Here is a 20,260-nt window from a genome sequence, read left to right on the forward strand (position 1 = left end):
CTTACCACTCACGAGGCACTGCGGCGTTCGCCCCGGTGATCACGGTGGCGACCCGGTCGCCGGGGATGTCGTGGACGGTCAGCGCGGCCAGGCCGGCGGCCCCGGCGGGTTCCGGCAGGACACCGAGGGTTTCCGCGCCCAGCCGCATGGCCGCGCGCAGATCGTCGTCCTCGACCAGCACGAAGTCGTCCACGAGGGTCCGCATCCGCCGGACCGACTCGGGCTCCGGGGTGCGGATCGAGATCCCGCCGGCGAACCAGTTGGCCCGATCGACGGTGACCGGCTCGCCGGCCAGCCAGCTCTTCGCCATGGCGGGCGCCGACGTGGTCCCGACGCCGACGACCCGGACGTCCGGCGAATGCGCCTTGAGCCACAGCGCGACGCCGGCGATCAGCGCGCCGTCGCCGACCGGGAGCACGACCGTGTCGATCCCGCCCGCCCCCGCCAGTTCCAGCCCGATCGTGCCCGCCCCTTCGGAGATCGCGGGATCGCGGCCGTCGACCACGAAGACCCGGTCCGGCGCTTCGGCGGCGAAGGCGGCCGCGGCGTCCTTCACCTCGCCCTCGACCCTCCGCACCCGCGCCCCCAATGTCTTCATCCGCCTCAGTTTGACCGGGGAGACGTCGGCCGGGACGAACACTTCGGCCCGCAACCCGCGTTTCCGGGCGGCGAACGCGACGGCCTGCCCGAAGTTGCCGCTGGTCCCGCACACCATCGTGGTGCCCGGCTCCAGCCCGGCCGCGAAGTAGTCCGCGCCCCGGCCTTTGAAGCTGCGCAACGGATTCAGCGTCTCGATCTTCACCAGCACGGAACGGCCGAGCCGTTCGTTCAGCTGTTCGTCGCTGTACTGCGGGGAGTTCAGGAAAACGGGATCGATCACCTTCGCCGCCTCGGCGACGTTGTCCAGCTTCAGGTCGATGTCGGTCATGAAGCCCAAGCTAGGCCGGGAGCCGATCATGCCGATTGTAAATTCTCCCGCCCGCGTGCAAAAATCTTGCGTGCCTCTCGACGAGATCGACCATCTGTTGCTCGACCTCGTCCAGGGCGACGCCACCCGCCCGCTGCACGACCTGGGCGACGCCGTCGGACTCTCCCCCAGCGCGGTCCAGCGACGGCTGACCCGGCTGCGCGCGGCGGGCGTGATCCGCGCCGAGGTCGCCGTACTCGATCCGGAGACGCTCGGCGCGGGGATGACGTCGGTCGTCCTGGTCGCGCTGATCGACGACGACGAAAAGCACCACACGGGCTTCCGCGAGCGCATGCTGGCCGAGCCCCGCGTCCAGCACTGCTACAGCATCGTCGGGCACTGGGATTACGTCGTCGTCCTGCTCACCCCGGATCTCAAGGCGAACCGGCACCTGTCCAGGAAACTGTTCGACAAGCACGTCAAACGATTCGAAACCCTGCCCACCTTCGAAGTGATCAAGTCGAGCCAGGCGGTCCCGGTACCCGGCGTCAGCCGTGGATCCGGCCGCTGAGTTCGGCGAGCCGTGAGCCCGAACCGCTCCACCGCAGCGCGATGATCTCCGCCGCGATCGACACCGCGGTCTCCTCCGGGGTCCGCGCGCCGAGGTCGAGGCCGATCGGCGACGAAAGCCGTTCCAGTTCCGCCTCGGTGACTCCCGCTTCACGCAGCCGCGCGAACCGGTCGTCGTGGGTCTTGCGCGAACCCATCGCACCGACGTAGCCGACGTCGAGGCGCAACGCGACCTCCAGCAACGGCACGTCGAACTTCGGGTCGTGGGTGAGCACGGCGATCGCGGTCCGGCCGTCGACCCGGCCCGCGTCGGCTTCGGCCTTGAGGTAACGATGCGGCCAGTCGACGACGACCTCGTCCGCGTCGGGGAACCGGCTCTTCGTCGCGAACACGGGCCGCGCGTCGCAGACGGTGACCTGGTAGCCGAGGTACGCGCCCATCTTCGCCATCGCCGCGGCGAAGTCGATCGCGCCGAAGACCAGCAGGCGCGCGGGCGGTTCGAAGGAGTTGACGAAGACCGTCATCCCCTCGCCGCGGCGCTGCCCGTCCGGCCCGTAGTGCAGGGTGCCCGTGCGGCCGCCGGCGAGCATGCCGCGCGCGTCGTCGACGACGGCGTCGTCCATCCGCGACGAACCGAGCGAACCCGCGACGCGATCCGGCCAGACGATCAGATGCTCGCCGACCATGCCCTCCCGTTCGTGCTCGATCACCGTGACCACGGCGACCGGCTGTCCACTGTGGACCGACTCGACGACGTCGCCGAGCTCCGGCATCGAGTCGCGGTCGATGTGCTGGACGTAGATGTCGATGATCCCGCCGCAGGTCAGCCCGACGGCGAAGGCGTCGTCGTCACTGACGCCGTAGCGCTGCAGCACGGGCGCGCGTTCGGCGACCACCTGCTGGGCGAGCTCGTAGACGGCGCCCTCGACGCAGCCACCGGAGACGCTGCCGGTGACCGTGCCGTCCGGGGCGACGAGCATCGCCGCGCCCGGGCTCCGCGGCGCCGACGAGAACGTCGCCACCACCGTGCCGACCCCCACGGTCTCGCCTGCCGCCCAGCGGCGGTGCAGTTCGTCCAGTACGTCACGCATCGGCGATCTCCACCAGCAGTCGTTCCAATGTGGCCAAGCTGTGCCCGGCGAGCAGCCGATCGAGGTGCGGGAGCGCGGCCACGATGCCGGACTGCACGGGAGCGTAACCCGCCCGCCCCGCGTGCGGATTCACCCAGAATACGACGTGCGCGAGCCGTCGCAGCCTGGCGAGCTGCTCGCCGAGCAGGCCGGGGTCGCCCCGTTCCCAGCCGTCGGAGAACACGGTGACCACGGATCGCCTGGCCACGCCGCGTTGTCCCCATCGGTCCAGGAACGCCCGCAGGGTCTCGCCGAGCCTGGTCCCGCCCGCGAAATCGGGGACCGCGGCGGCCGCGGCGAGCATGGCGTGCTCGGGATCGCGCAGCCGCAGCTGGCGGGAGACCCTGGTGAGCCGGGTGCCCAGGGTGAACACCTCGACCCGGCCGGGAGCGCGTCGCGCCACGACATGCGCGAACCGCAGCAGGGAGTCGGCGTACGGCCCCATCGAGCCGGAGACGTCGATCAGGAAGACGACGCGGCGGGCTTTGACGCCCTTCCGCCGGTACGCCAGGCGCACGGGCTCGCCGCCCCCGGCCAGCATCGCGCGGAGCGTGCGCGACGGATCGAGCGCGCCCCGCCGAGCCGCGCGACGGCGCGGGGACGGCCGGGACGGGAGCGCCGGGCGCAGTTTCGCGAGCAATTCCCGCAGGTGAGCGCGTTCGGCGACACTCAGCTCGGCGAGATCGCGGTGCCGCAGGATCTCTTCCTCGCTCGCCGCCACGCGGAGCTCGTCGGGATCCGCGCCGGACTCGCCCTGGCCGGCTTGCGCGAGCGTGGCGATCCTGGCGCGCTTCGGGGCCGCTTGCCGGCCGCGCCGCCGTGGTCCGGCTTCCTTTTCGGTGAACCAGCCGTCGAACGCGGCGTCGTACCGCGGCAGGTCGTCGGGATCCGCGCACAGCGTCAACCGTCCGGCCCAGTACAGCTGGTCCGGGTCGGCCAGATCGATCTCGCCGACGGCTCCGAGGTACGCCTGCACTCGGTGCGCGTCGCACGGCAAACCGGCTTCGCGCAATGCCTCCGCGAAGCCGACGAAGCCCGCCAGTGGATCGCTCACTCCTCCATTATGAGCCTCGGCGAGCGAAGATCGGGGTCTTCTCGCGCAGGGGGCCGATGCCGCCCATGACCGCCGCGAGGGCGGTGAGCTGCGGGAACCGGTCCGAAATGCGGAGCGGCAGCGGGATCGTCCGCTCGTTCAAGGTCCCGTCGAGAGCGGGTTCGATGAGCATCTTGTGCTCCTCCAGCTGCTGCTTCTGGGCGAGCGTGACGGCCAGGGCCCGCCGTCGCTGCACGCGGGCGAGGTCCCGCGCGGTCAGCGTCCCGCGCAGCAGCGGGGCGGCGAGGATCCGCGCGGCCGCCACGGCGTCCTGCACCGCGATGTTGACGCCCATCCCGCCGACCGGCGACATCGCGTGCGCGGCGTCGCCGATGCAGAGCACCCGGCCGGAGTACCAATGCGGGAGCTTGGACATCCGCACGTTCAGCAGTTTGACGTCGTCCCAGCCGCGGATCTCGTTCAGCTGCTCGTCGCTCCAGCCGAACAGGCCGCCGATCCGCTCCCGGAACTTCTCGATCCCTTCGGCGCGCCGCGCGGCGTCCTGCCCCTTCCGGATCAGGTACGAGGTCTGGAAGTAGCCGCCGCGGTCCATGGTCACGCCGGCGAGGCCGCCCTCGAACCGGCCGAACACCTGCGCCTCCTTTCCGGTGTCCTGGAGTTTCGGCACCCGGACCCACCAGACGTCCATCGGCACGTCGTACTCCGTCGGCACGAGCCCGGCTTCCGCGCGGATCAGCGAATCCCGGCCGTCGCAGCCGACCACGAGCGGTGCCGCCAGCTCCCGCTCCGCGCCGTCGGCGTCGCGGTAGCGCACGCCGCCACCCTCGCGCAGACCGAGCACCTCGGCCCCCATCTCCAGGCTGAACGTGGGCTCCTCGGCCGCGGCTTCGGCGAGCAGGTTCAGGAAATCCCATTGCGGGACCATCGCGATGTACTTGCGCGGCCCGGGGATACGGCTGAAATCGGCGGCGACGATCGTCGCGTCGCCGATCAGCATCCGCATCTTCTCCAGCCGTCGCGAAGGCAGCTCCGCGAAACGTTCGCCGAGCCCGAGTTCGTCGAGCAACATCAACGTCGGCGGATGCACCGTGTCACCACGGAAGTCGCGGAAGAAGTCCTTGTGCTTTTCGAGAACGGTGACCTCGACCCCGGCGCGCGCCAACAGGAGTCCGAGCACCATCCCCGCCGGACCACCCCCCACCACACAACACTGTGTACGTTCCATATCCGAGTTGTAGCGCGTGGATTGGGCCGTCGCCATGGCTTCGAGTGAGAAGGGGACCTAGGTCCTGAGGCCCGCGATCAGGACCTCGACCATCTTGCGCGCGTTGTAGCGCGGATCGTTTTCTGCGCCGATGCAAAGGTTTCCGACGCCGCGCATGACTTCGAGCGCCTCCAGGTCGGAGCGGATCTCGCCGGCTTCCGCCGCCGCGCCGAGCAACCGGGCGCACACCGGCAGGAGGGTGTCGAGGAAGTAGGTGTGGAGCGTCTCGAACCCGGCGTTGTCGGACTGCAGCACCGCCGCCAGACCGTGTTTGGTGACCAGGAAATCGACGAAGAGGTCGATCCAGCGCCGCAACGCCTCGTAGGGGGAATCGCTCGACGCCAGCAGTTCCGGCCCGGCTTCGGCGCACGCGTCGACCTGATGCCGGTACACGGCGATGATGAGGTCGGCCCTGGTGGGGAAATGCCGGTAGATCGTGCCCATCCCGACACCGGCCTTGGCCGCGATGTCGCGGACCGGCGCCTCGACGCCCGAAGTGACGAAGACGGCGGCCGCGGCGTCGAGCAAGGTCTTCTCGTTACGGCGGGCGTCCGCGCGTTTGGACTTGGTGCCCTCTTCACTCATCGAGCCACTCCTCTGCCACCGGGGTTGCCAAACGGAACACTGCTCCGTATCGTTAGCGGAGCAACGTTCCGCTTGTATATTTTGCCATGGAGGACATCCTCATGCAGTACCGCACCTTGGGCAGGACCGGCGTGCAGGTCAGCACCCTCGCGCTCGGCGCGATGAACTTCGGCGCGATCGGGCGCACCACCCAGGACGAGGCCACCGCCATCGTCGACGCCGCGCTGGCGGGCGGGATCAACCTCGTCGACACCGCCGACATGTACAGCGCAGGCGAGTCCGAGGTCATGGTCGGGAAGGCCATCGCGGGCCGCCGTGACGACATCGTGCTGGCCACGAAGGCGAGCATGCCGATGGGCGACGAGCGCAATCACCAGGGCACTTCCCGCCGCTGGCTGGTCACCGAACTGGACAACAGCCTGCGCCGCCTCGGGGTCGACCACGTCGATCTCTACCAGGTCCACCGCTGGGACCCGAAGACCAGCGACGAAGAAACCCTTTCCGCGCTGACGGATCTGCGGCAGGCGGGGAAGATCCGCTACTTCGGTTCGTCGACATTCCCCGCCTATCGCATCGTGCAGGCCCAATGGGCCGCCCGCGAACTCCGTCTCGGCCGCTACGTCACCGAGCAGCCCAGCTACTCGATCCTCCAGCGCGGGATCGAAGCGCAGGTCCTGCCGGTGACCGAGGAATACGGGATGGGCGTGCTCGCATGGAGCCCGCTGGCGTCCGGCTGGCTGTCCGGCGCGGTCCGGGAAGGCCGGGAGATCAGCACGAACCGTTCGGCGGTCATGCCCCAGCGTTTCGACCTGACCCGGCCTGCCAACCGGACCCGGCTGGAGGCCGTCGAACGGCTGGTCAAGGTCGCCGACCAGGCCGGACTGAGCCTGATCCAGCTCGCGCTCGGCTTCGTCGTCGCGCATCCGGGGGTGACGAGCGCGCTCATCGGCCCCCGCACCCTCGGGCACCTCGAGTCGCAACTCGCCGCCGCGGACACCGTGCTGTCGTCCGACGTCCTCGACGCGATCGACGAGATCGTCGCCCCGGGCACCGACCTCGCCCCGGAGGAGAAGCACGACACCCCGCCCGCCCTGCTCGACGCGGCACTGCGGCGCCGCTGACGCTCAGGCGAGCAGTTTGTCCAGCTTGGCGCGGACCCTGTCCAGGTCTTCGCTGTACTTGAGCACCGAACCGAGGGTCCGGGCGGCGGCCGCGGCGTCCAATTCGGACATTCCGAGCGCGAGGAGCGCCTGAGCCCAATCGAGGGATTCCGCCACCCCGGGCGGTTTGAGCAACTCCATCGCGCGAAGCCGCTGCACCGCCGTCGCGACCTGAGCGGCGAGCGCCTCGCCCAGATCCGGGATCTTGCGGCGCAGGATCTCGATCTCGCGGCCGAGGTCCGGATGTTCGAGCCAGTGATAGAGACAGCGGCGCTTCAGCGCGTCGTGCACCTCCCGCGTCCGGTTGGACGTGAGCACCACGAGCGGCGGATGCTCGGCGCGCACCTCGCCGAACTCGGGGATCGTCACCGCGTTCTCGTCGAGGAGTTGCAGAAGGAAGGCTTCGAACTCGTCGTCGGCCCGGTCGATCTCGTCGACCAGCAGGACACACGGAGCGGTCTGCAATGCCTTCAGCAGCGGCCGGGAGAGCAGGAAACGTTCGGTGTAGAGGGACTGTTCGGCGGCCTCGACGTCGAGGCCGCCGTCACCCGCGGCTTCCAGCGCCCGCAAATGCAGCAGCTGACGAGGGAAGTCCCATTCGTACAGTGCCTGCGCCGCGTCGATCCCTTCGTGACACTGGAGCCGGATGAGCGGCATACCGAGCGCTTCGGCCAGTCCCAGCGCGAGCGAGGTCTTGCCGGTGCCCGGTTCGCCCTCGCAGAACAGCGGGCGGCCGAGCGCCACGGCGAGGAACCCGGCCGTGGCGATGCCGTCGTCGGCGAGGTAGCCGACCGTTTCCAGGGCTTCGGCCAGTTTCTCGGGCGATTCGACGGTCACCCGCCGATCGTAAGCCTCGGCGGGCCGGAGATCAGCCCGGAAGATCCTCGCGGCGGTCCACGTCGTGCCCGGTGCCGAGATCGCCGCATTCGACGAGCCGCAGGTCCTGGCGTCCCTTGAGCCAGTCGCGGGCACCCTTGTCCCCGGACGCGCCCGCCACGATCTCCGGCCACCAACGGCGGCCGAGTACGACGGGATGGCCGGGAACGCCCTCGTAGGCCGCACGCGCGACGGTGTCTTCATCGGCTTCGGCGGCGACCCGGCGGACCACATCGGCGCCGACGCCGGGGAGATCCACGAGATGCACGACGGCGGCTTCGGCATCGGTTCCGGTGAGCGCCCTCAGACCCGCACGCAAGGACGCTCCCATACCGGACTCCCAGTCTTCGGCCACGACAGCGGACTCGGGGTCGGGCAGAAGCGCGCGGGCTTCCTCGGCCGAGGCACCCAGCACCACCCGGACCGGAGCACAGCCCGCGTCGGTGAGCACCCGCAACGCCCGCACGACGAACGGCTCGCCGTCGAGGACGGCCAGCGCCTTCGGCCCGCCGAACCGGCGTCCGGCCCCGGCCGCGAGCAGCAGCCCGGCGACCTCAGCCATGACGCGCTTTGCTGGGCGGCGCAGAGGCCAGATCGGTCTCGATGGCGCGCGCCGCCGTGAGCAGGGGCGGCAGCAGTTCCTGTTCGACCGACTCGCGCGTGGTGCGACTGGCGTGGGTGGAGAGGTTGACCGCGGCCACGACCCTGCCCCGCCGGTCCCGGATCGGCGCGGCGATCGAACGGAGGCCCTCTTCGAGTTCCTGGTCGACCATCGCGTAGCCCTGCCTGCGGACCCTGCTCAGCTCGGAGACCAACTCGTCCGGCCGGCTCTTGGTGTGCGCGGTGAGCTTGTCGAGCTTCGCCCTGGTGAGGTATTCCCACAGTTCTGCGTCATCGAGGCCGGCCAGCAGGACATGCCCCATCGACGTCGCGTGGGCGGGAAAACGGGTGCCGACGTTGATGCTGACGGTCATGATCCGCGACACGGCCACCCGGGCGACGTAGACGATGTCCGGGACTTCGAGCACGGAGACCGAACTCGACTCGTGCACCTCGGCGGAGAGCCGCTCCAGATGCGGCTGGGCGACCTCCGGCAGCGACAGGCTCGACAGGTAGGAATAGCCGAGTTCGAGGACCCGGGCGGTCAGCGAGAAGTACTTGCCGTCCGTGCGCACGTATCCCAGGTCGACGAGGGTGAGCAGGAACCGGCGGGCGGCCGCCCTGGTCAGCCCGGTCGCACGGGCGACGTCGCTCAGGGTGAGTTCCGCCGCGTCCGCGTTGAACGCCTTGATCACGGCCAGCCCGCGCTCCAGCGACTGGACATGATGCGCCCCGCGCTCGGTCACCTCGCCTTCGTCCATACGAGAACCCTAACGGCCTCCCCTTTCCTGGGCCGCGGGCTCACCGAGTTCGGCCAGCACGCGCTGGGCCACGGCGAACGCGGCGTTGGCGGCCGGGGCACCCGCATAGACGGCGGTGTGCAGCAGGACCTCGGAGATCTCCTGCGCGGTCAGTCCATTGTGGACGGCGGCGCGGACGTGCATCGCGAGCTCGTCGTGGGCGTGCAAGGCGGTGAGCGCGGCCAGGGTGACACAGCTGCGGGTCTTGCGGTCGAGCCCGTCCCGCGACCAGACCGATCCCCAGGCGCCCCGGGTGATGTAGTCCTGGAAGGGGCGGCTGAACTCGGTGGTGCGCGCGACGGCTCGATCGACGTGCGCGTCTCCGAGGACCTCTCGGCGCACCTTCATGCCGGTCTCGTAGGTGTCGTCGGTCATCGGGCGGCCTCCAGGTGTTCGAGGATCAACGCGGTGAACCGCTCGGGCTGCTCGAAGCTCCCCAGATGCGCGGCGCCTTCGACGACTTCGAGCCTCGCGTCGGGGATGCCGCCCGCGATCACCTCGGCGTGCTCGACCGGGGTGGCCGGATCCTCGGCCCCGGCGATCACCAGGGTCCTCGCCGCGATCTTGGGCAGGTCGCCGACGAGATCCATCCGTTCGATGGCCTGACAGGACGCCGCGTATCCCTCGGCGGGGACGCCCGCGATCATCTCGCGCAGGTACCCGGCCCGGTCGGGGTGGGCGGCGGCGTAACCGGTGGTCAGCCAGCGGCCGACCCCGGCCTCGGCGACCGCGGCGGTGCCCTTCTCGCGGACCGTCTTCGCCCTGTCCGCCCACATGCTCGGCGGCCCGAGCTTCGCGGACGTGCAGCACAGCACGAGACTCGCGATGCGGTCCGGCGCGTTCACGCCGAGCCACATCCCGGTCATCCCGCCGAGCGAGAGCCCGACGACATGGGCGCGCTCGGCACCGTGCTCGTCGAGCAGTGCGAGCAGGTCGCCGCCGAGATCCGCGAGGGTGTACGGCCCGGGCGGAACCGGCGACGCGCCATGCCCGCGGGTGTCGTACCGGATCACCCGGAAACCCTTGTCCACCAAGGGTTTCACCTGCGGTTCCCACATGCGGTGATCGCTGCCGAGCGATCCGCTGAACACCACGACAGGACCGTCCGCCGGCCCTTCCGCGACGCTGTGCACCGGCTCAGACATCGAAGAACACCGTCTCCCCCTTGCCCTGCAACCGGATGTCGAACCGGTAGCCGTCGCCGTCCTTGGCGGCGACCAAGGTGCCCCGGCGGGCCTCCGGGACCGAGGCCAGCACCGGATCCCCGGAGTTGTCGTTGTCCTCGAAGTAGATCCGGGTGACCACCCGGTGCAGGAGTCCGCGGGCGAACACCGAGACGTCGATATGCGGGGCCTGCGTGCTACCCGCCGGACCGGGCAGCGAACCGGGCATGATCGTCCGGATCTCGTAGTGGCCGCCCGGATCGGTGGGACAGCGCCCGAAGCCCCGGAATCCGCTCGCGACCGCTCCGCGCGGGTCGTCGGGGTGCTCGAACCGGCCGTCGGCGTCGGCCTGCCAGGTCTCGATCATCGCGTCCGGGACGGGTTCGCCCGCGCCGTCGAAAACGAGGCCGTGGATCCGGACCGCGGCGGGCTCGTCCGCGGGGACGACGTCCGGCCCGTCCGGCCAGGGCAGGCCGATGGACAGGTACGGGCCGACGGTTTGCGAAGGCGTCGTCTCCGGCATCAGTGCTCGTCCTCCTCGTCTTCGAAGACCGAAGCCTCGCGGCCGCGCACGACGATGTCGAACTGGAAAGCCAGCGCCCACTCGGCTTCGGTGCGATCGAGGTCGAAACGCGCGATCATCCGCTGCCGCGCCTTCTCGTCCGGGATGGAGTTGAAGATCGGGTCCTGCGAAAACAGCGGGTCTTCCGGGAAGTACATCTGGGTGACCAGCCGCTGCGTGAACGCGCTGCCGAACACGGAGAAGTGGATATGCGCCGGCCGCCAGGCGTTGTCGTGGTTCTTCCACGGGTACGCGCCCGGTTTGATCGTGGTGAAGGTGTACCGCCCTTCGGCGTCGGTGAGCGTCCGGCCCGCGCCGTCGAAGTTCGGGTCCAGCGGCGACGGCCAGCGATCACCGGTGTGCCGGTACCGGCCGCCCGCGTTCGCCTGCCAGATCTCCACGAGCGAATCGCGGATCGGCCGCCCGTCGCCGTCGAGCAGCCGTCCGGTGACGATGATCCGCTGGCCCTGCGGCTCCCCCGCGTGCCCCTTGGTGAGGTCGTTGTCGAATTCACCGACGCGCCCTGGCCCCAGCGCCGGCCCGGTGACCTCGGTCAGCAGATGCGGGAGCACGATCAACGGCTCCTTGGGGTGCCGCAGCGCCGTCGACCGGTAGCCGGGGTAGCCGAGGGGTGGATGCGTTCCCTCCGGATCGCGCCGGTAGCGCGGGAGCCTCAGTTCTGCGGGTGCGGACATGCTGTTCCCTCCAGCGCGACTCAGTGGATCACTGGGCTTCGAGGACGACGGCCAGCCCCTGGCCGACGCCGATGCAGATGGCGGCCAGGCCCCACCGGCCGCCGGTGCGGCGCAGGTGGTGGGCCAGCGTGCCGAGGATCCGGCCGCCGGAGGCGCCCAGCGGATGCCCGATCGCGATCGCGCCGCCGTTCACGTTGACGATCTCCGGGTCGAGCTTCGACCAGTCCCGCAGGCAGGCCAGCGACTGCGCGGCGAAGGCCTCGTTCAGTTCGACGGCGGCCAGGTCTTCCCAGCCGATCCCGGCGCGCTCCAGTGCGATCTCCGCCGCGCGCACCGGGCCGATGCCGAAGACGTCCGGATCGACGCCCGCCGCGCCCCGGCCGGCGATCCGGGCCAGCGGCGCCTTGCCGAGCCGCTTCCCCGCCGCCTCGTCACCGAGCAGCAGCGCGGAGGCGCCGTCGTTCAACGGCGACGCGTTCGCGGCCGTGACCGTCCCTTGTGGACGGAACACGGGTTTGAGCTTCGCCAGCTTCTCCGGGCTGGAATCCGGCCGGATGCCTTCGTCGCGGGTGAGCTCGACACCCTCGACCGGGACGACGTGATCGTCGTAGAACCCCTCGTCCCAGGCGCGGGCGGCGTTGACGTGACTGCGGACGGCGAACGCGTCCTGCTCGTCGCGGTCGATGCCGTAGCGCTCCGCGAGCTGCTCGGTGGACTCGCCGAGCGAGACCGTCCACTGCTCGGGCATCTTCGGGTTGACCATGCGCCAGCCCAGCGCGGTGGAGTACAGCGTCTGGTTGCCCGCCGGGAAGGCCTTCTCCGGTTTCTGCATCACCAGCGGCGAACGGCTCATCGACTCGACCCCGCCCGCGACGGCGAGCGAGGCGTCGCCGACCTGGACCGACCGGCTGGCCTGCATGACGGCGTCGAGACCGGAGCCGCACAGCCGGTTGACCGTGGCACCGGGCACACTCGTCGGCCAGCCCGCGAGCAGCGCCGCCATCCGCGCGACGTTCCGGTTGTCCTCGCCCGCGCCGTTGGCGTCGCCGAGCACCACCTCGTCGACGGTGGCCGGGTCGAGGTCGTTGCGCTCGGCCAGCGCCCGCAGGACGGTGGCGGCGAGGTCGTCCGGGCGGACGCCGGACAGGGCGCCGCCGTACTTGCCGAACGGGGTACGGATGGCGTCGAACAGGAAGACGTCGGTCATGCGCTCGCCCTTGTGAGGTCTCGGAGGATGCGGAGTTCTGCCTCGGTCGGCGCCGGGGTGGTTCCCAGGTCGCCTGCCACCTTCAGTTTCCACCCGGTCGCCTCGACGACCTGATCGACCTCGACCCCGGGGTGCAACTCGGTCAGCGTGAGCTCGGCGGTCTCCGGGTCGGGCCGCATCAGGCCCAGGTCGGTGACCACCAGCGTCGGCCCGGCGCCGGGGAGACCGAGGCGCTCGCGATCGCCCTTGCCGGTGCCGTGCCCGAACGACGTCACGAAGTCGACCTTCTCGACGAACGTGCGGGTGCTCTGCCGGAGCACCACGAACACCTCGCGGCACGACGCGGCGATCTCCGGGGCACCACCCGCGCCGGGAAGGCGCACCTTGGGGTTGGCGTAGTCCGGGCCGATGACGGTGGTGTTGATGTTGCCGAACTTGTCCAGCTGGGCGGCGCCGAGGAAACCGACGTCGATCCGGCCCGGCTGGAGCCAGTAGTTGAAGACCTCGGGAACGCTGACCACGGCGTCCGCGGTGTCGGCGAGCTCACCGTCGCCGATGGACAACGGGAGCCTGCTCGGCTTGGCGCCGAGGCAGCCGGATTCGTAGATGAGCGTCAGGTTCGGCGCGTGGCCACGGCGGGCCAGGTTGGCGGCCGTGCTCGGCAGGCCGATGCCCACGAAACAGGACATCCCGTCGCCGAGCGCGCGAGCCGCGGCGACGCTCATCATCTCGTCGGAGGTGTACTCGGTCATGCCTTCACTCCCGTCAGCTCGTCGAGCCAGCGGGTGAAGCTCTCCCTGTCCCGGCCGATCGCGTCCCATGCCTGGTAGGCGTCGTTGTCCCGTTCGTAGTACCCCGCCGCGTACGACGGCCTCGCGCCGCCGGGCACCTCGGCCAGGGCGGTGACCGCCCAGGACGGCAGCACGATCGCGCCCGGCCTGGGCTCCAGCTCGTCCACGACCTCCTCGACGGTGACCAGCGACCGCTTCGCCGCGAGCACCGCCTCCTTCTGCACGCCGGTGATCCCCCAGATCTGGACGTTGCCGGACCGGTCGGCGCGCTGGGCGTGCACGATCGTGACGTCCGGGTTGAGCGCGGGGACGGCCGCCAGGCGCTCACCGGTGAACGGGCAGGTGATGGGTTTGATCGTGTCGGTGTGGGCGGCGAGATCGGTGCCGGTGTACCCGCGCAGGACGGCGAACGGCAGCCCCGAGGCGCCGGCGACGTACCGGTTCGCCATGCCCGCGTGACTGTGTTCCTCTATCTCCAGCGGTACCGGCCAGGAGTGCTGGACCGCGTCGCGGAACCGGTGCAGCGAGCCGACGCCGGGGTTGCCACCCCAGGAAAAGATCAGCTTGCTCGCGCAGCCCGCGCCGATGAGCTGGTCGTAGACGATGTCCGGGGTCATGCGGACCAGCGTCAGGCCGGTGCGGCCCTGGCGGATGATCTCGTGCCCGGCGGCCACGGGGATGAGGTGCGTGAAGCCCTCGAGCGCGACGGTGTCCCCGTCGTGCACCAGCCGTGCCACGGCCTCCTTCAACGACAGCAGCTCAGCCATCCCCACTCCCGGCTTGTTCGAAGCGCTTGTTCGTATCGCGCACACATGTTCTGCATATGAACATAGCACAGCCGAGCCGATCATGGCACTGCTTCGAGCCGGTGAATCCCCCGGAGCGGATGGCGTCGCCGGCCGCAAGGTGACCGGGTTCGCCTGACGCAAGGAAGCGCGCTCTACGAACTCGCCTCCTGCGATCAGCCGATACCGCTGCCGGGCGGGAACCATTCGACGGCCTTGAAGTCCCCGCTCTCGACCCGTTCGAAGGTCGCGGTGCTCAGACACGGCGGCACGATGTGCTTGTTCCCGGGGTCCGGCCCCCAGCTGTAGCCGAGCCGGTCGCGCCTGCCGTCGTCGTACACCGTCATCCCGACCCGGCGGTCCTCGAGACCGGGGACGTCCGTGTCCTCGACGATGCCGGTGACCACGGCGACCGGGCCGCCGACGACCAGGCAGTCGATCCTGCCCCGGAAGTAGGCGGAGAACCCCTCACCCACGTGGCTCACCCGGAAGGTCCCCCTGCTCTCCGGGAAGAGACCGTGCGCGTCGAAGGCGAACCGGACGTCCTGTCCGTCCTTGCGCAGCATCTTCGCGCTGCCGACGAGACTCGGTTCGGACGGCTTCCCCTTGGCCTCCTCCGCGGCGGACACCGGACCGGCCGCGACGAGCGTCGTGGCGAGGACCATCGCGGCGCCGACGGCGGCGAGTTCTCGTGATCGTTTCATGTTCCACCCCTGGAATCCCCTGCTCGCGGAGCCTTTCCGCACTCCTCACCATCCCGGCGCGCCCGGCGGTGACGACTCCCCCGCGCAGGGGAAGTGCCTCCCTCATAGCGGGGATTTCCATATTTGGGATACCAACCGTCGCACACTAGGGTGAGGGCGTGACCTCGAAGATCGCGGTGACCCGGTGGATTCCCGACGAAGCGCTGAAAGTGCTCGCGGAAGCCGGGGAGGTGAAACTGTCTCGCGCCGACCGGCCGCTGACACGGGACGAACTGCTCGAGTTCGTCCGTGGCGCGTCCGCGATCGTCGGCATGCTGCACGACCGGCTCGACGGCGAGGTCGCCGACGCGGCGGGCCCCGGGCTGAAGGTCGTGGCGAACGTGGCCGTCGGCTACGACAACGTCGACGTCGCGGCGCTGTCCGGGCGCGGGATCACCGTCACCAACACCCCCGGTGTGCTCACCGACGCCACCGCGGATCTGGCGTTCGGGCTGATCCTCGCGGTCACCCGCCGGCTCGGCGAGGGCGAACGGCTGATCCGCTCGCGTACCCCGTGGTCGTTCCATCTGGGTTTCCTGCTCGGTTCCTCGCTGCAGGACAAGACGCTCGGGATCGTCGGGCTCGGCCAGATCGGGCAGGCGGTCGCACGGCGTGCCCTCGGTTTCGGGATGCGGATCGTCTACACAGGACGATCGCGGGCCGCCGAAGACGTCGAGAAGACCTTGGGCGCGAAGTACGTGTCCTTCGGCGAACTGCTGCGAAGCTCCGACGTCGTGTCGCTGCACTGCCCCCTGACGCCGGAAACCCGGCACCTCATCGACGCGGACGCGCTGGAATCGATGAAACCGGACGCGTACCTGATCAACACCACCCGTGGCCCCGTCGTCCACGAGGCCGCGCTGGCGGACGCGCTCGAAGCGGGCGAGATCGCCGGAGCCTGCCTCGACGTGTTCGAGGCCGAACCCGAGGTCGAACCGCGCCTGCTGAACCGCGAAGACGTCGTGTTGACGCCACATCTGGGATCGGCGACGGTCGAGACCCGTACCGCCATGGCCGTGCTCGCGGCCGAGAACGTCGCGTCGGTGCTCACCGGCGGAAACCCGCTGACGGAGGTTCGTCCATGACTCGCGTGGTCATCGCGCCCGACAAGTTCAAGGGAAGCTTGACCGCGGTCGAGGCCGCGGAGGCGATCGCCGACGGCGTCCGCGACGCGCTGCCCGGAGCCGAGGTCTCCTCCTGCCCGGTCGCCGACGGCGGCGAGGGAACGCTCGACGTCCTCGTCGCGGCGGGTGGCCGTCTCGTGGAACTCCCCGTCCGCGGGCCGCTCGACGACACCGTCGACGCGCGCTATGTGGTGCTCGACGGAACGGCCTACATCGAATCGGCCCGCGCGTGCGGTATCGAATTCGTGGAACCGAGCCCGGAAGTCGCGCTGGCCGCGCACACCTGGGGCGTCGGCGAACTCCTCGCGCACGCGCTCGACAACGGTGCGCGACGCCTGGTGCTGACCGTCGGCGGAACGGCGAGCACCGACGGCGGCGCCGGGATGCTGGCGGCACTGGGTGCCGGGGTCTTCGACGCGTTCGGCGCGCCGGTCGGGCTCGGCGGCGGCACGCTGGGCCGCGTCGCGCTGGCCGAACTCGGCCCGGTGCGCGAACGGCTCGGCTCCGTCGAGGTCGCCGTCGCCACCGACGTGACGAACCCGCTGCTCGGGCCCCGTGGCGCGGCCGCGATCTTCGGCCCGCAGAAGGGCGCGGGCCCGCGCGAGGTCGAGCAACTGGACGCGTCCCTGTCCCGCTGGGCACAGGCGTTGCGGAACGCCGGGACCCCCGATGTCGCCGATCTTCCCGGAGCGGGCGCGGGCGGCGGGGTCGCCGCGGGCGCGATCGCGGGGCTCGGCGCGAGCGTCGAATCCGGTTTCCAGCTCATCGCCGGGCTCACCGGGGTCGCCGACGCCATCGAACGCGCCGACCTCGTCATCACCGGCGAGGGCTCACTGGACGAGCAGAGCCTCGACGGCAAGGCCCCGGCGGGTATCGCGGCCCGCGCGCGGGAGCACGCGGTACCGCTGATGGTGCTGGCCGGACGGATCCAGCTGGACCAGAGCCAGCTCGCCGGCCTCGGTGTCGTGGGCAGCGCCGCCCTGATCGACCACGCGCCTTCGCTCGACCACGCGCGTGCGCACGCGGCGGAGCTCCTGCGCGAGCGGGCCGGCGAACTGGTCCGCGCCTGGGCCCGGACTTAAGCCTGAAACCGCCGGGCTCAGCTGCCGGGCTGCGGCTGAGCCTGCGGGAGTACGGCGAAGGCGACTTCGCCGGTTTCGTCCTGCTGGACGTCGAGCACCTTGTCGTCGAGCAACGCGGCCGCTTCCGGCTCCAAGAACACCTTCGGGCCGCCGTCGGCGCCGAGTACCTTGTCGCCGCTTTCCGGTTCGGGGGCGACGGAGACCGCGAGCTGGGGACTGTCCCCCTGCTGGGAATGCATCGCGAATCGCAGGCCGCCTCCGTCCTGGCCGTTCTCCTGCCCGGTCAGTGCGGTGATCGCCTCGGCGGCGGCTTCGGTGACTGTCAGCATCTCTGCCCTTCCTTCGTCGCGGTCTTGCACTTGACCGACCACGCTAGGGGCTGTCGGCATGGCCCGCCGTCTGAGTGAAGATCATTTCTCGCCGACGTCCGGCTCCTCCTCGGCCAGCCGCATGGCGTGCGACTCGCCTTCGCGGATTTCCGCGGGCGTGGTCCCGAAGCGGTCCGCGCCGCTCCAGTGCTCGGGCGGTTCGACACCTTCTTCGAGCGGGTCGACGCGGAGTTCGTCCTCGTCGAACGCCTCGCTGGGAGCCAACGTTTCCGGCTCCGCGGTCTCACGGTCGCTCATCGGCCGCTCCCTCCTGGTCGGACGTTGGCCGGGGCGTGCTGTACTCGACCCGGTCCCTGTGGCTTACCCGGCGTCTCCGCAGGCCAAACGGTGACGCTGTCGCGGGGATCACAGTTTCTCAGGTGGTTCATTACCTTCACAAGTTTGTGAAACAAGGAGTAGCGTCGTCGGTATGACCACCACCAGGTGGGCGCCAGGGCACCGGATCATCCGGCGCGCGCCGGAGCGGCATCACGAACTCGGCAACCATGCCGCTTGGTACGTCGTCGCCGGCGTCGCCGCCACCGGCCTGCAGGCGGTGCTGTTCCTTGCCCTGCAGCCGGTCCTCGGCCCCCAGGTGGCCAACCTGGTCGCGCTCGCGGTCACGACCATCGGGAACACCGAGTTCCACCGCAGGGTCACCTTCGCCGCCCGGAAGAGCAACCCGGGCAAACGGCATTTCCAGGACCTGGTGACCTTCGCCTTCTACGCCGCGTACGGCTCGATCGTGCTCGCGTCGCTCGACGCGGTGATCACCGAGCCGACCGCGCTGGAACAGACAGGCGCTCTGCTCGCGGCCAGCGTCGTGGGCGGCATCGCACGCTTCGCGGTCCTTCGCTGGTGGGTCTTCGCGCGCGGGAACGCCTAGGCGGTGTCCGGCCAGCCTGCGTGATGGGCTTCGTGATCCAGGTGGTTCCTGGCGGTGCGGGCGGATCGTCCTCGTACCGGGTCGTACTCGGGCGCATCCGCCCGTGCCGCCAGGGACGACCTGGGCGCGAAGACCGCGCGCAGGCCGGCCGGACACCGCCTAGTCTCCTTCACGTGGCAGAGATCAACGGCCCGCACGACGGCGGCTCCGAACCCGACTACCGATTCACGCTCGCCAACGAACGGACCTTCCTCGCCTGGCTCCGGACCGCGTTGGGCCTCCTGGCCGGTGGCGTCGCCGTCCATCAACTGGTGCCCGACCCGAACGCGCTGAGCACCGTCCTGGCGGGGCTGTGCGTCTTGCTGGCCGCCGTCCTCGCGGCGAGCGCGTATCCACGCTGGCGGCAGGTACAGAACGCGATGCGCGCGGGGCGGCCGTTGCCGAAGAGCGGGATGCCGATCCTGCTGACCGGCGGGATCCTCGCGATCATCCTGACGGCGGCGGCGTTGGTGGTCTTTTCGTGAGCCCGCGCGATCACGGAGCGCAAGCGGAGCGGACCGGGCTGGCGTGGCGCCGGACCGCGCTCGCGGCTACTGCCTGCACACTCCTCCTCTTGCACACCGCGGCCCGGCGAGGGTGGGGCACGGCGGTCGTCCCGGTCGTGTTCGCGGGCGCCATGGTGATCGTCTTCGTCGTCGCCGGCGCGATCCGTGAACGAGCACTGCGCGGTCCGGAAATCCCGAAACCTCTTAACCGATCCCTTGCTGTCACGGCATCGGCACTCGTCGTAGCGACGGCGGTCGCGCTGGTCGCGGTGCGCTAAGCGGCGCGCACGTCCTGCGACCCCGAAGCCCCTTTTCCCGACGCAGAGTCTCGGTTGTATTAAGGCGGTTCCGGCGAATGGGCTATCTCTAGTTGAAATCTTTACTGCCGTCCGATCGGCGCCTACGATTACGCTGCGTCGCAACGGCGGCAGATGAATCTGATCTTACGGAGCATCTGCCGCCCTCAATCGTTACGGAGTGTTGACCCCTAGACAGCGACGGTCGCAGGGTCGGCCGGGGAGGACGACCATGCAAGCGATTTCAAGCGCGTCCAGAACCGTCGCCCCCGACGCGGTCCCCGGATACACGACTCCGGAGAATCTGCCGCGCCCGGGCGGACGGCTGACGAAGGAAGACCTCGATCCGCTCGTCAAGGACGCGGGCGACGGGAATCCCGCCGCGATCCAGTCCCTGCTGCGGATGATCGGCCCCGTCGTGGTCCGCTACTGCCGCGCCAGAATGGGTGGCCGCGACCTGTCCTACCTGTCGGCGGACGATGTCGCGCAGGAAGTGTGCATGGCGGTGCTGAAGGCGCTGCCCGGCTATCAGGATCGCGGCGGTTCGTTCCTCTATCTCGTGCACGCCATCGCCGCCAACAAGGTCGCCGACGCCTACCGCGCGGTCTCCCGTGACCGGTCGGAACCGGTCCCGGAACTACCGGAACGGCCCATCGGCGACAACGAACCCGAAAAGCACGCCCTGCACCTGGACCTCGGTGCCCGGCTCAGCCGCCTGCTCTCCACCCTGCCGCGGGTGCAGCAGGAGATCCTCGCCCTCCGCATCGCCGTCGGCCTTTCCGCCGCCGAAACGGCCGAGGCGCTCGGGATCTCCGCCGGCAACGTGCGCGTGACGCAGCACCGCGCACTGGCCCGCCTGCGGACGATGGTCAACCAGGACGAGTTCTGATCTTTTCCTCTCCTGCCGCAGGTCGTCGACCGGCGGCACCCAGGCGCCCGGACCCCGCGCCGCCCACGTCTTCCCTTCGCATCTTGCTGTCGCCCTACCGCTCCCAGACTCGGCGAGTCGAGTGCGCCCAATGTGGCATTGGGGACGCTCACCGTCTCCCATGCCACATTGGGCGCAT

26 protein-coding genes are annotated in these 20,260 nt (G+C 70.2%); 8 read left to right on the forward strand and 18 right to left on the reverse strand.

All coding sequences use genetic code 11. The annotated features are described in order from the left end of the window. Position 1: 1 nt before the first annotated feature. On the reverse strand, positions 2-928 hold the full coding sequence (locus ACZ3HL_RS10970; RefSeq protein ID WP_465530322.1) for a threonine ammonia-lyase: 927 nt from the start codon (positions 926-928) through the stop codon (positions 2-4). 70 nt (positions 929-998) lie between these two features. Here ACZ3HL_RS10970 and ACZ3HL_RS10975 point away from each other — a divergent pair, with 70 nt between their 5' ends. Continuing rightward, positions 999-1,478, forward strand: a complete 480-nt coding sequence (locus ACZ3HL_RS10975) for an Lrp/AsnC family transcriptional regulator (protein ID WP_465413578.1) — start codon at positions 999-1,001, stop codon at positions 1,476-1,478. On the opposite strand, the gene ACZ3HL_RS10980 is transcribed toward ACZ3HL_RS10975, so the two are convergent. The 4 genes from ACZ3HL_RS10980 to ACZ3HL_RS10995 are packed head-to-tail and all read right to left on the reverse strand — an operon-like array spanning position 1,456 to position 5,510. Next, on the reverse strand, positions 1,456-2,568 hold the full coding sequence (locus ACZ3HL_RS10980; RefSeq protein WP_126733484.1) for an XdhC family protein: 1,113 nt from the start codon (positions 2,566-2,568) through the stop codon (positions 1,456-1,458). The two genes, ACZ3HL_RS10975 and ACZ3HL_RS10980, sit on opposite strands and share 23 nt — an antisense overlap. Next, a complete protein-coding gene (locus ACZ3HL_RS10985; RefSeq protein WP_465530324.1) occupies positions 2,561-3,661 on the reverse strand; it encodes a vWA domain-containing protein in 1,101 nt (366 codons plus the stop codon). Before ACZ3HL_RS10985 ends, ACZ3HL_RS10980 begins: the two co-directional genes overlap by 8 nt. Positions 3,662-3,668: 7 nt before the next feature. Beyond that, positions 3,669-4,922: an FAD-dependent oxidoreductase gene (locus ACZ3HL_RS10990; protein WP_465530326.1), complete on the reverse strand. Its 1,254-nt coding sequence runs from the start codon at positions 4,920-4,922 to the stop codon at positions 3,669-3,671. 21 nt (positions 4,923-4,943) lie between these two features. Beyond that, positions 4,944-5,510 (reverse strand): TetR/AcrR family transcriptional regulator, encoded by a 567-nt coding sequence (locus ACZ3HL_RS10995; RefSeq protein ID WP_465413585.1) that lies wholly within the window; start codon positions 5,508-5,510, stop codon positions 4,944-4,946. A 101-nt stretch (positions 5,511-5,611) separates the two neighbouring features. Between ACZ3HL_RS10995 and ACZ3HL_RS11000 the strand changes: the two genes are divergently transcribed. Then, positions 5,612-6,631 carry an aldo/keto reductase gene (locus ACZ3HL_RS11000; RefSeq protein ID WP_465414137.1) on the forward strand — a complete coding sequence of 340 codons (1,020 nt, stop codon included), beginning with the start codon at positions 5,612-5,614 and terminating at the stop codon, positions 6,629-6,631. Positions 6,632-6,634: 3 nt separating this feature from the next. Here ACZ3HL_RS11000 and ACZ3HL_RS11005 read toward each other — a convergent pair whose 3' ends face one another. The 11 genes from ACZ3HL_RS11005 to ACZ3HL_RS11055 all read right to left on the reverse strand — a co-directional run bounded on the left by ACZ3HL_RS11005 (position 6,635) and on the right by ACZ3HL_RS11055 (position 14,853). Further along, positions 6,635-7,507, reverse strand: a complete 873-nt coding sequence (locus tag ACZ3HL_RS11005) for an AAA family ATPase (protein ID WP_465413587.1) — start codon at positions 7,505-7,507, stop codon at positions 6,635-6,637. Positions 7,508-7,538: 31 nt separating this feature from the next. After that, positions 7,539-8,108, reverse strand: a complete 570-nt coding sequence (locus ACZ3HL_RS11010; protein WP_465530328.1) for a nucleotidyltransferase family protein — start codon at positions 8,106-8,108, stop codon at positions 7,539-7,541. Next, the gene (locus ACZ3HL_RS11015; RefSeq protein WP_465530330.1) at positions 8,101-8,907 is read right to left on the reverse strand and encodes an IclR family transcriptional regulator domain-containing protein; all 807 of its coding nucleotides are present in this window, start codon (positions 8,905-8,907) and stop codon (positions 8,101-8,103) included. Before ACZ3HL_RS11015 ends, ACZ3HL_RS11010 begins: the two co-directional genes overlap by 8 nt. A 9-nt stretch (positions 8,908-8,916) precedes the next feature. Then, positions 8,917-9,321: a 4-carboxymuconolactone decarboxylase gene (gene pcaC / locus ACZ3HL_RS11020; RefSeq protein ID WP_465413594.1), complete on the reverse strand. Its 405-nt coding sequence runs from the start codon at positions 9,319-9,321 to the stop codon at positions 8,917-8,919. After that, a complete protein-coding gene (gene pcaD, locus ACZ3HL_RS11025; protein WP_465530332.1) occupies positions 9,318-10,091 on the reverse strand; it encodes a 3-oxoadipate enol-lactonase in 774 nt (257 codons plus the stop codon). Before pcaD ends, pcaC begins: the two co-directional genes overlap by 4 nt. Continuing rightward, positions 10,084-10,632: a protocatechuate 3,4-dioxygenase subunit alpha gene (pcaG, locus tag ACZ3HL_RS11030; RefSeq protein ID WP_465530334.1), complete on the reverse strand. Its 549-nt coding sequence runs from the start codon at positions 10,630-10,632 to the stop codon at positions 10,084-10,086. Before pcaG ends, pcaD begins: the two co-directional genes overlap by 8 nt. Continuing rightward, positions 10,632-11,366: a protocatechuate 3,4-dioxygenase subunit beta gene (pcaH, locus tag ACZ3HL_RS11035; RefSeq protein ID WP_465413600.1), complete on the reverse strand. Its 735-nt coding sequence runs from the start codon at positions 11,364-11,366 to the stop codon at positions 10,632-10,634. Before pcaH ends, pcaG begins: the two co-directional genes overlap by 1 nt. 28 nt (positions 11,367-11,394) lie before the next feature. After that, complete coding sequence (locus ACZ3HL_RS11040; protein WP_465530335.1) at positions 11,395-12,573, reverse strand: thiolase family protein; 1,179 nt, start codon at positions 12,571-12,573, stop codon at positions 11,395-11,397. Continuing rightward, positions 12,570-13,325, reverse strand: a complete 756-nt coding sequence (locus ACZ3HL_RS11045) for a CoA-transferase subunit beta (protein WP_465413604.1) — start codon at positions 13,323-13,325, stop codon at positions 12,570-12,572. The genes ACZ3HL_RS11040 and ACZ3HL_RS11045 overlap by 4 nt, the downstream gene beginning before the upstream one ends. Further along, positions 13,322-14,131: a CoA transferase subunit A gene (locus tag ACZ3HL_RS11050; RefSeq protein WP_465530337.1), complete on the reverse strand. Its 810-nt coding sequence runs from the start codon at positions 14,129-14,131 to the stop codon at positions 13,322-13,324. The genes ACZ3HL_RS11045 and ACZ3HL_RS11050 overlap by 4 nt, the downstream gene beginning before the upstream one ends. A 194-nt stretch (positions 14,132-14,325) precedes the next feature. Beyond that, complete coding sequence (locus tag ACZ3HL_RS11055) at positions 14,326-14,853, reverse strand: hypothetical protein (RefSeq protein ID WP_465530339.1); 528 nt, start codon at positions 14,851-14,853, stop codon at positions 14,326-14,328. A gap of 158 nt (positions 14,854-15,011) precedes the next feature. Here ACZ3HL_RS11055 and ACZ3HL_RS11060 point away from each other — a divergent pair, with 158 nt between their 5' ends. Both ACZ3HL_RS11060 and ACZ3HL_RS11065 read left to right on the forward strand, forming a co-directional pair. Continuing rightward, entirely contained in the window at positions 15,012-15,977 is a 966-nt protein-coding gene (locus tag ACZ3HL_RS11060) for a 2-hydroxyacid dehydrogenase (RefSeq protein ID WP_465530341.1), read from the forward strand. Further along, complete coding sequence (locus ACZ3HL_RS11065; RefSeq protein ID WP_465530343.1) at positions 15,974-17,098, forward strand: glycerate kinase; 1,125 nt, start codon at positions 15,974-15,976, stop codon at positions 17,096-17,098. The genes ACZ3HL_RS11060 and ACZ3HL_RS11065 overlap by 4 nt, the downstream gene beginning before the upstream one ends. 17 nt (positions 17,099-17,115) lie before the next feature. Here the strand turns inward: ACZ3HL_RS11065 and ACZ3HL_RS11070 are convergent, their stop codons facing one another. Continuing rightward, positions 17,116-17,427 (reverse strand): hypothetical protein, encoded by a 312-nt coding sequence (locus ACZ3HL_RS11070; RefSeq protein WP_005153325.1) that lies wholly within the window; start codon positions 17,425-17,427, stop codon positions 17,116-17,118. A gap of 81 nt (positions 17,428-17,508) precedes the next feature. Next, entirely contained in the window at positions 17,509-17,724 is a 216-nt protein-coding gene (locus tag ACZ3HL_RS11075; RefSeq protein ID WP_465530345.1) for a hypothetical protein, read from the reverse strand. A 172-nt stretch (positions 17,725-17,896) separates the two neighbouring features. Here ACZ3HL_RS11075 and ACZ3HL_RS11080 point away from each other — a divergent pair, with 172 nt between their 5' ends. The 4 genes from ACZ3HL_RS11080 to shbA all read left to right on the forward strand — a co-directional run bounded on the left by ACZ3HL_RS11080 (position 17,897) and on the right by shbA (position 20,082). Next, positions 17,897-18,352, forward strand: coding sequence for a GtrA family protein (locus tag ACZ3HL_RS11080; RefSeq protein ID WP_465530347.1), 456 nt, complete (start codon positions 17,897-17,899; stop codon positions 18,350-18,352). Positions 18,353-18,525: 173 nt separating this feature from the next. Further along, positions 18,526-18,876, forward strand: coding sequence for a YidH family protein (locus ACZ3HL_RS11085; RefSeq protein ID WP_465530349.1), 351 nt, complete (start codon positions 18,526-18,528; stop codon positions 18,874-18,876). Further along, a complete protein-coding gene (locus tag ACZ3HL_RS11090; RefSeq protein ID WP_465413623.1) occupies positions 18,873-19,175 on the forward strand; it encodes a DUF202 domain-containing protein in 303 nt (100 codons plus the stop codon). The genes ACZ3HL_RS11085 and ACZ3HL_RS11090 overlap by 4 nt, the downstream gene beginning before the upstream one ends. 250 nt (positions 19,176-19,425) lie before the next feature. After that, complete coding sequence (gene shbA, locus ACZ3HL_RS11095; protein WP_465530351.1) at positions 19,426-20,082, forward strand: RNA polymerase sigma factor ShbA; 657 nt, start codon at positions 19,426-19,428, stop codon at positions 20,080-20,082. Positions 20,083-20,260: the final 178 nt, after the last annotated feature.

The sequence above is a fragment of the Amycolatopsis sp. NPDC000009 genome, assembly GCF_055563465.1.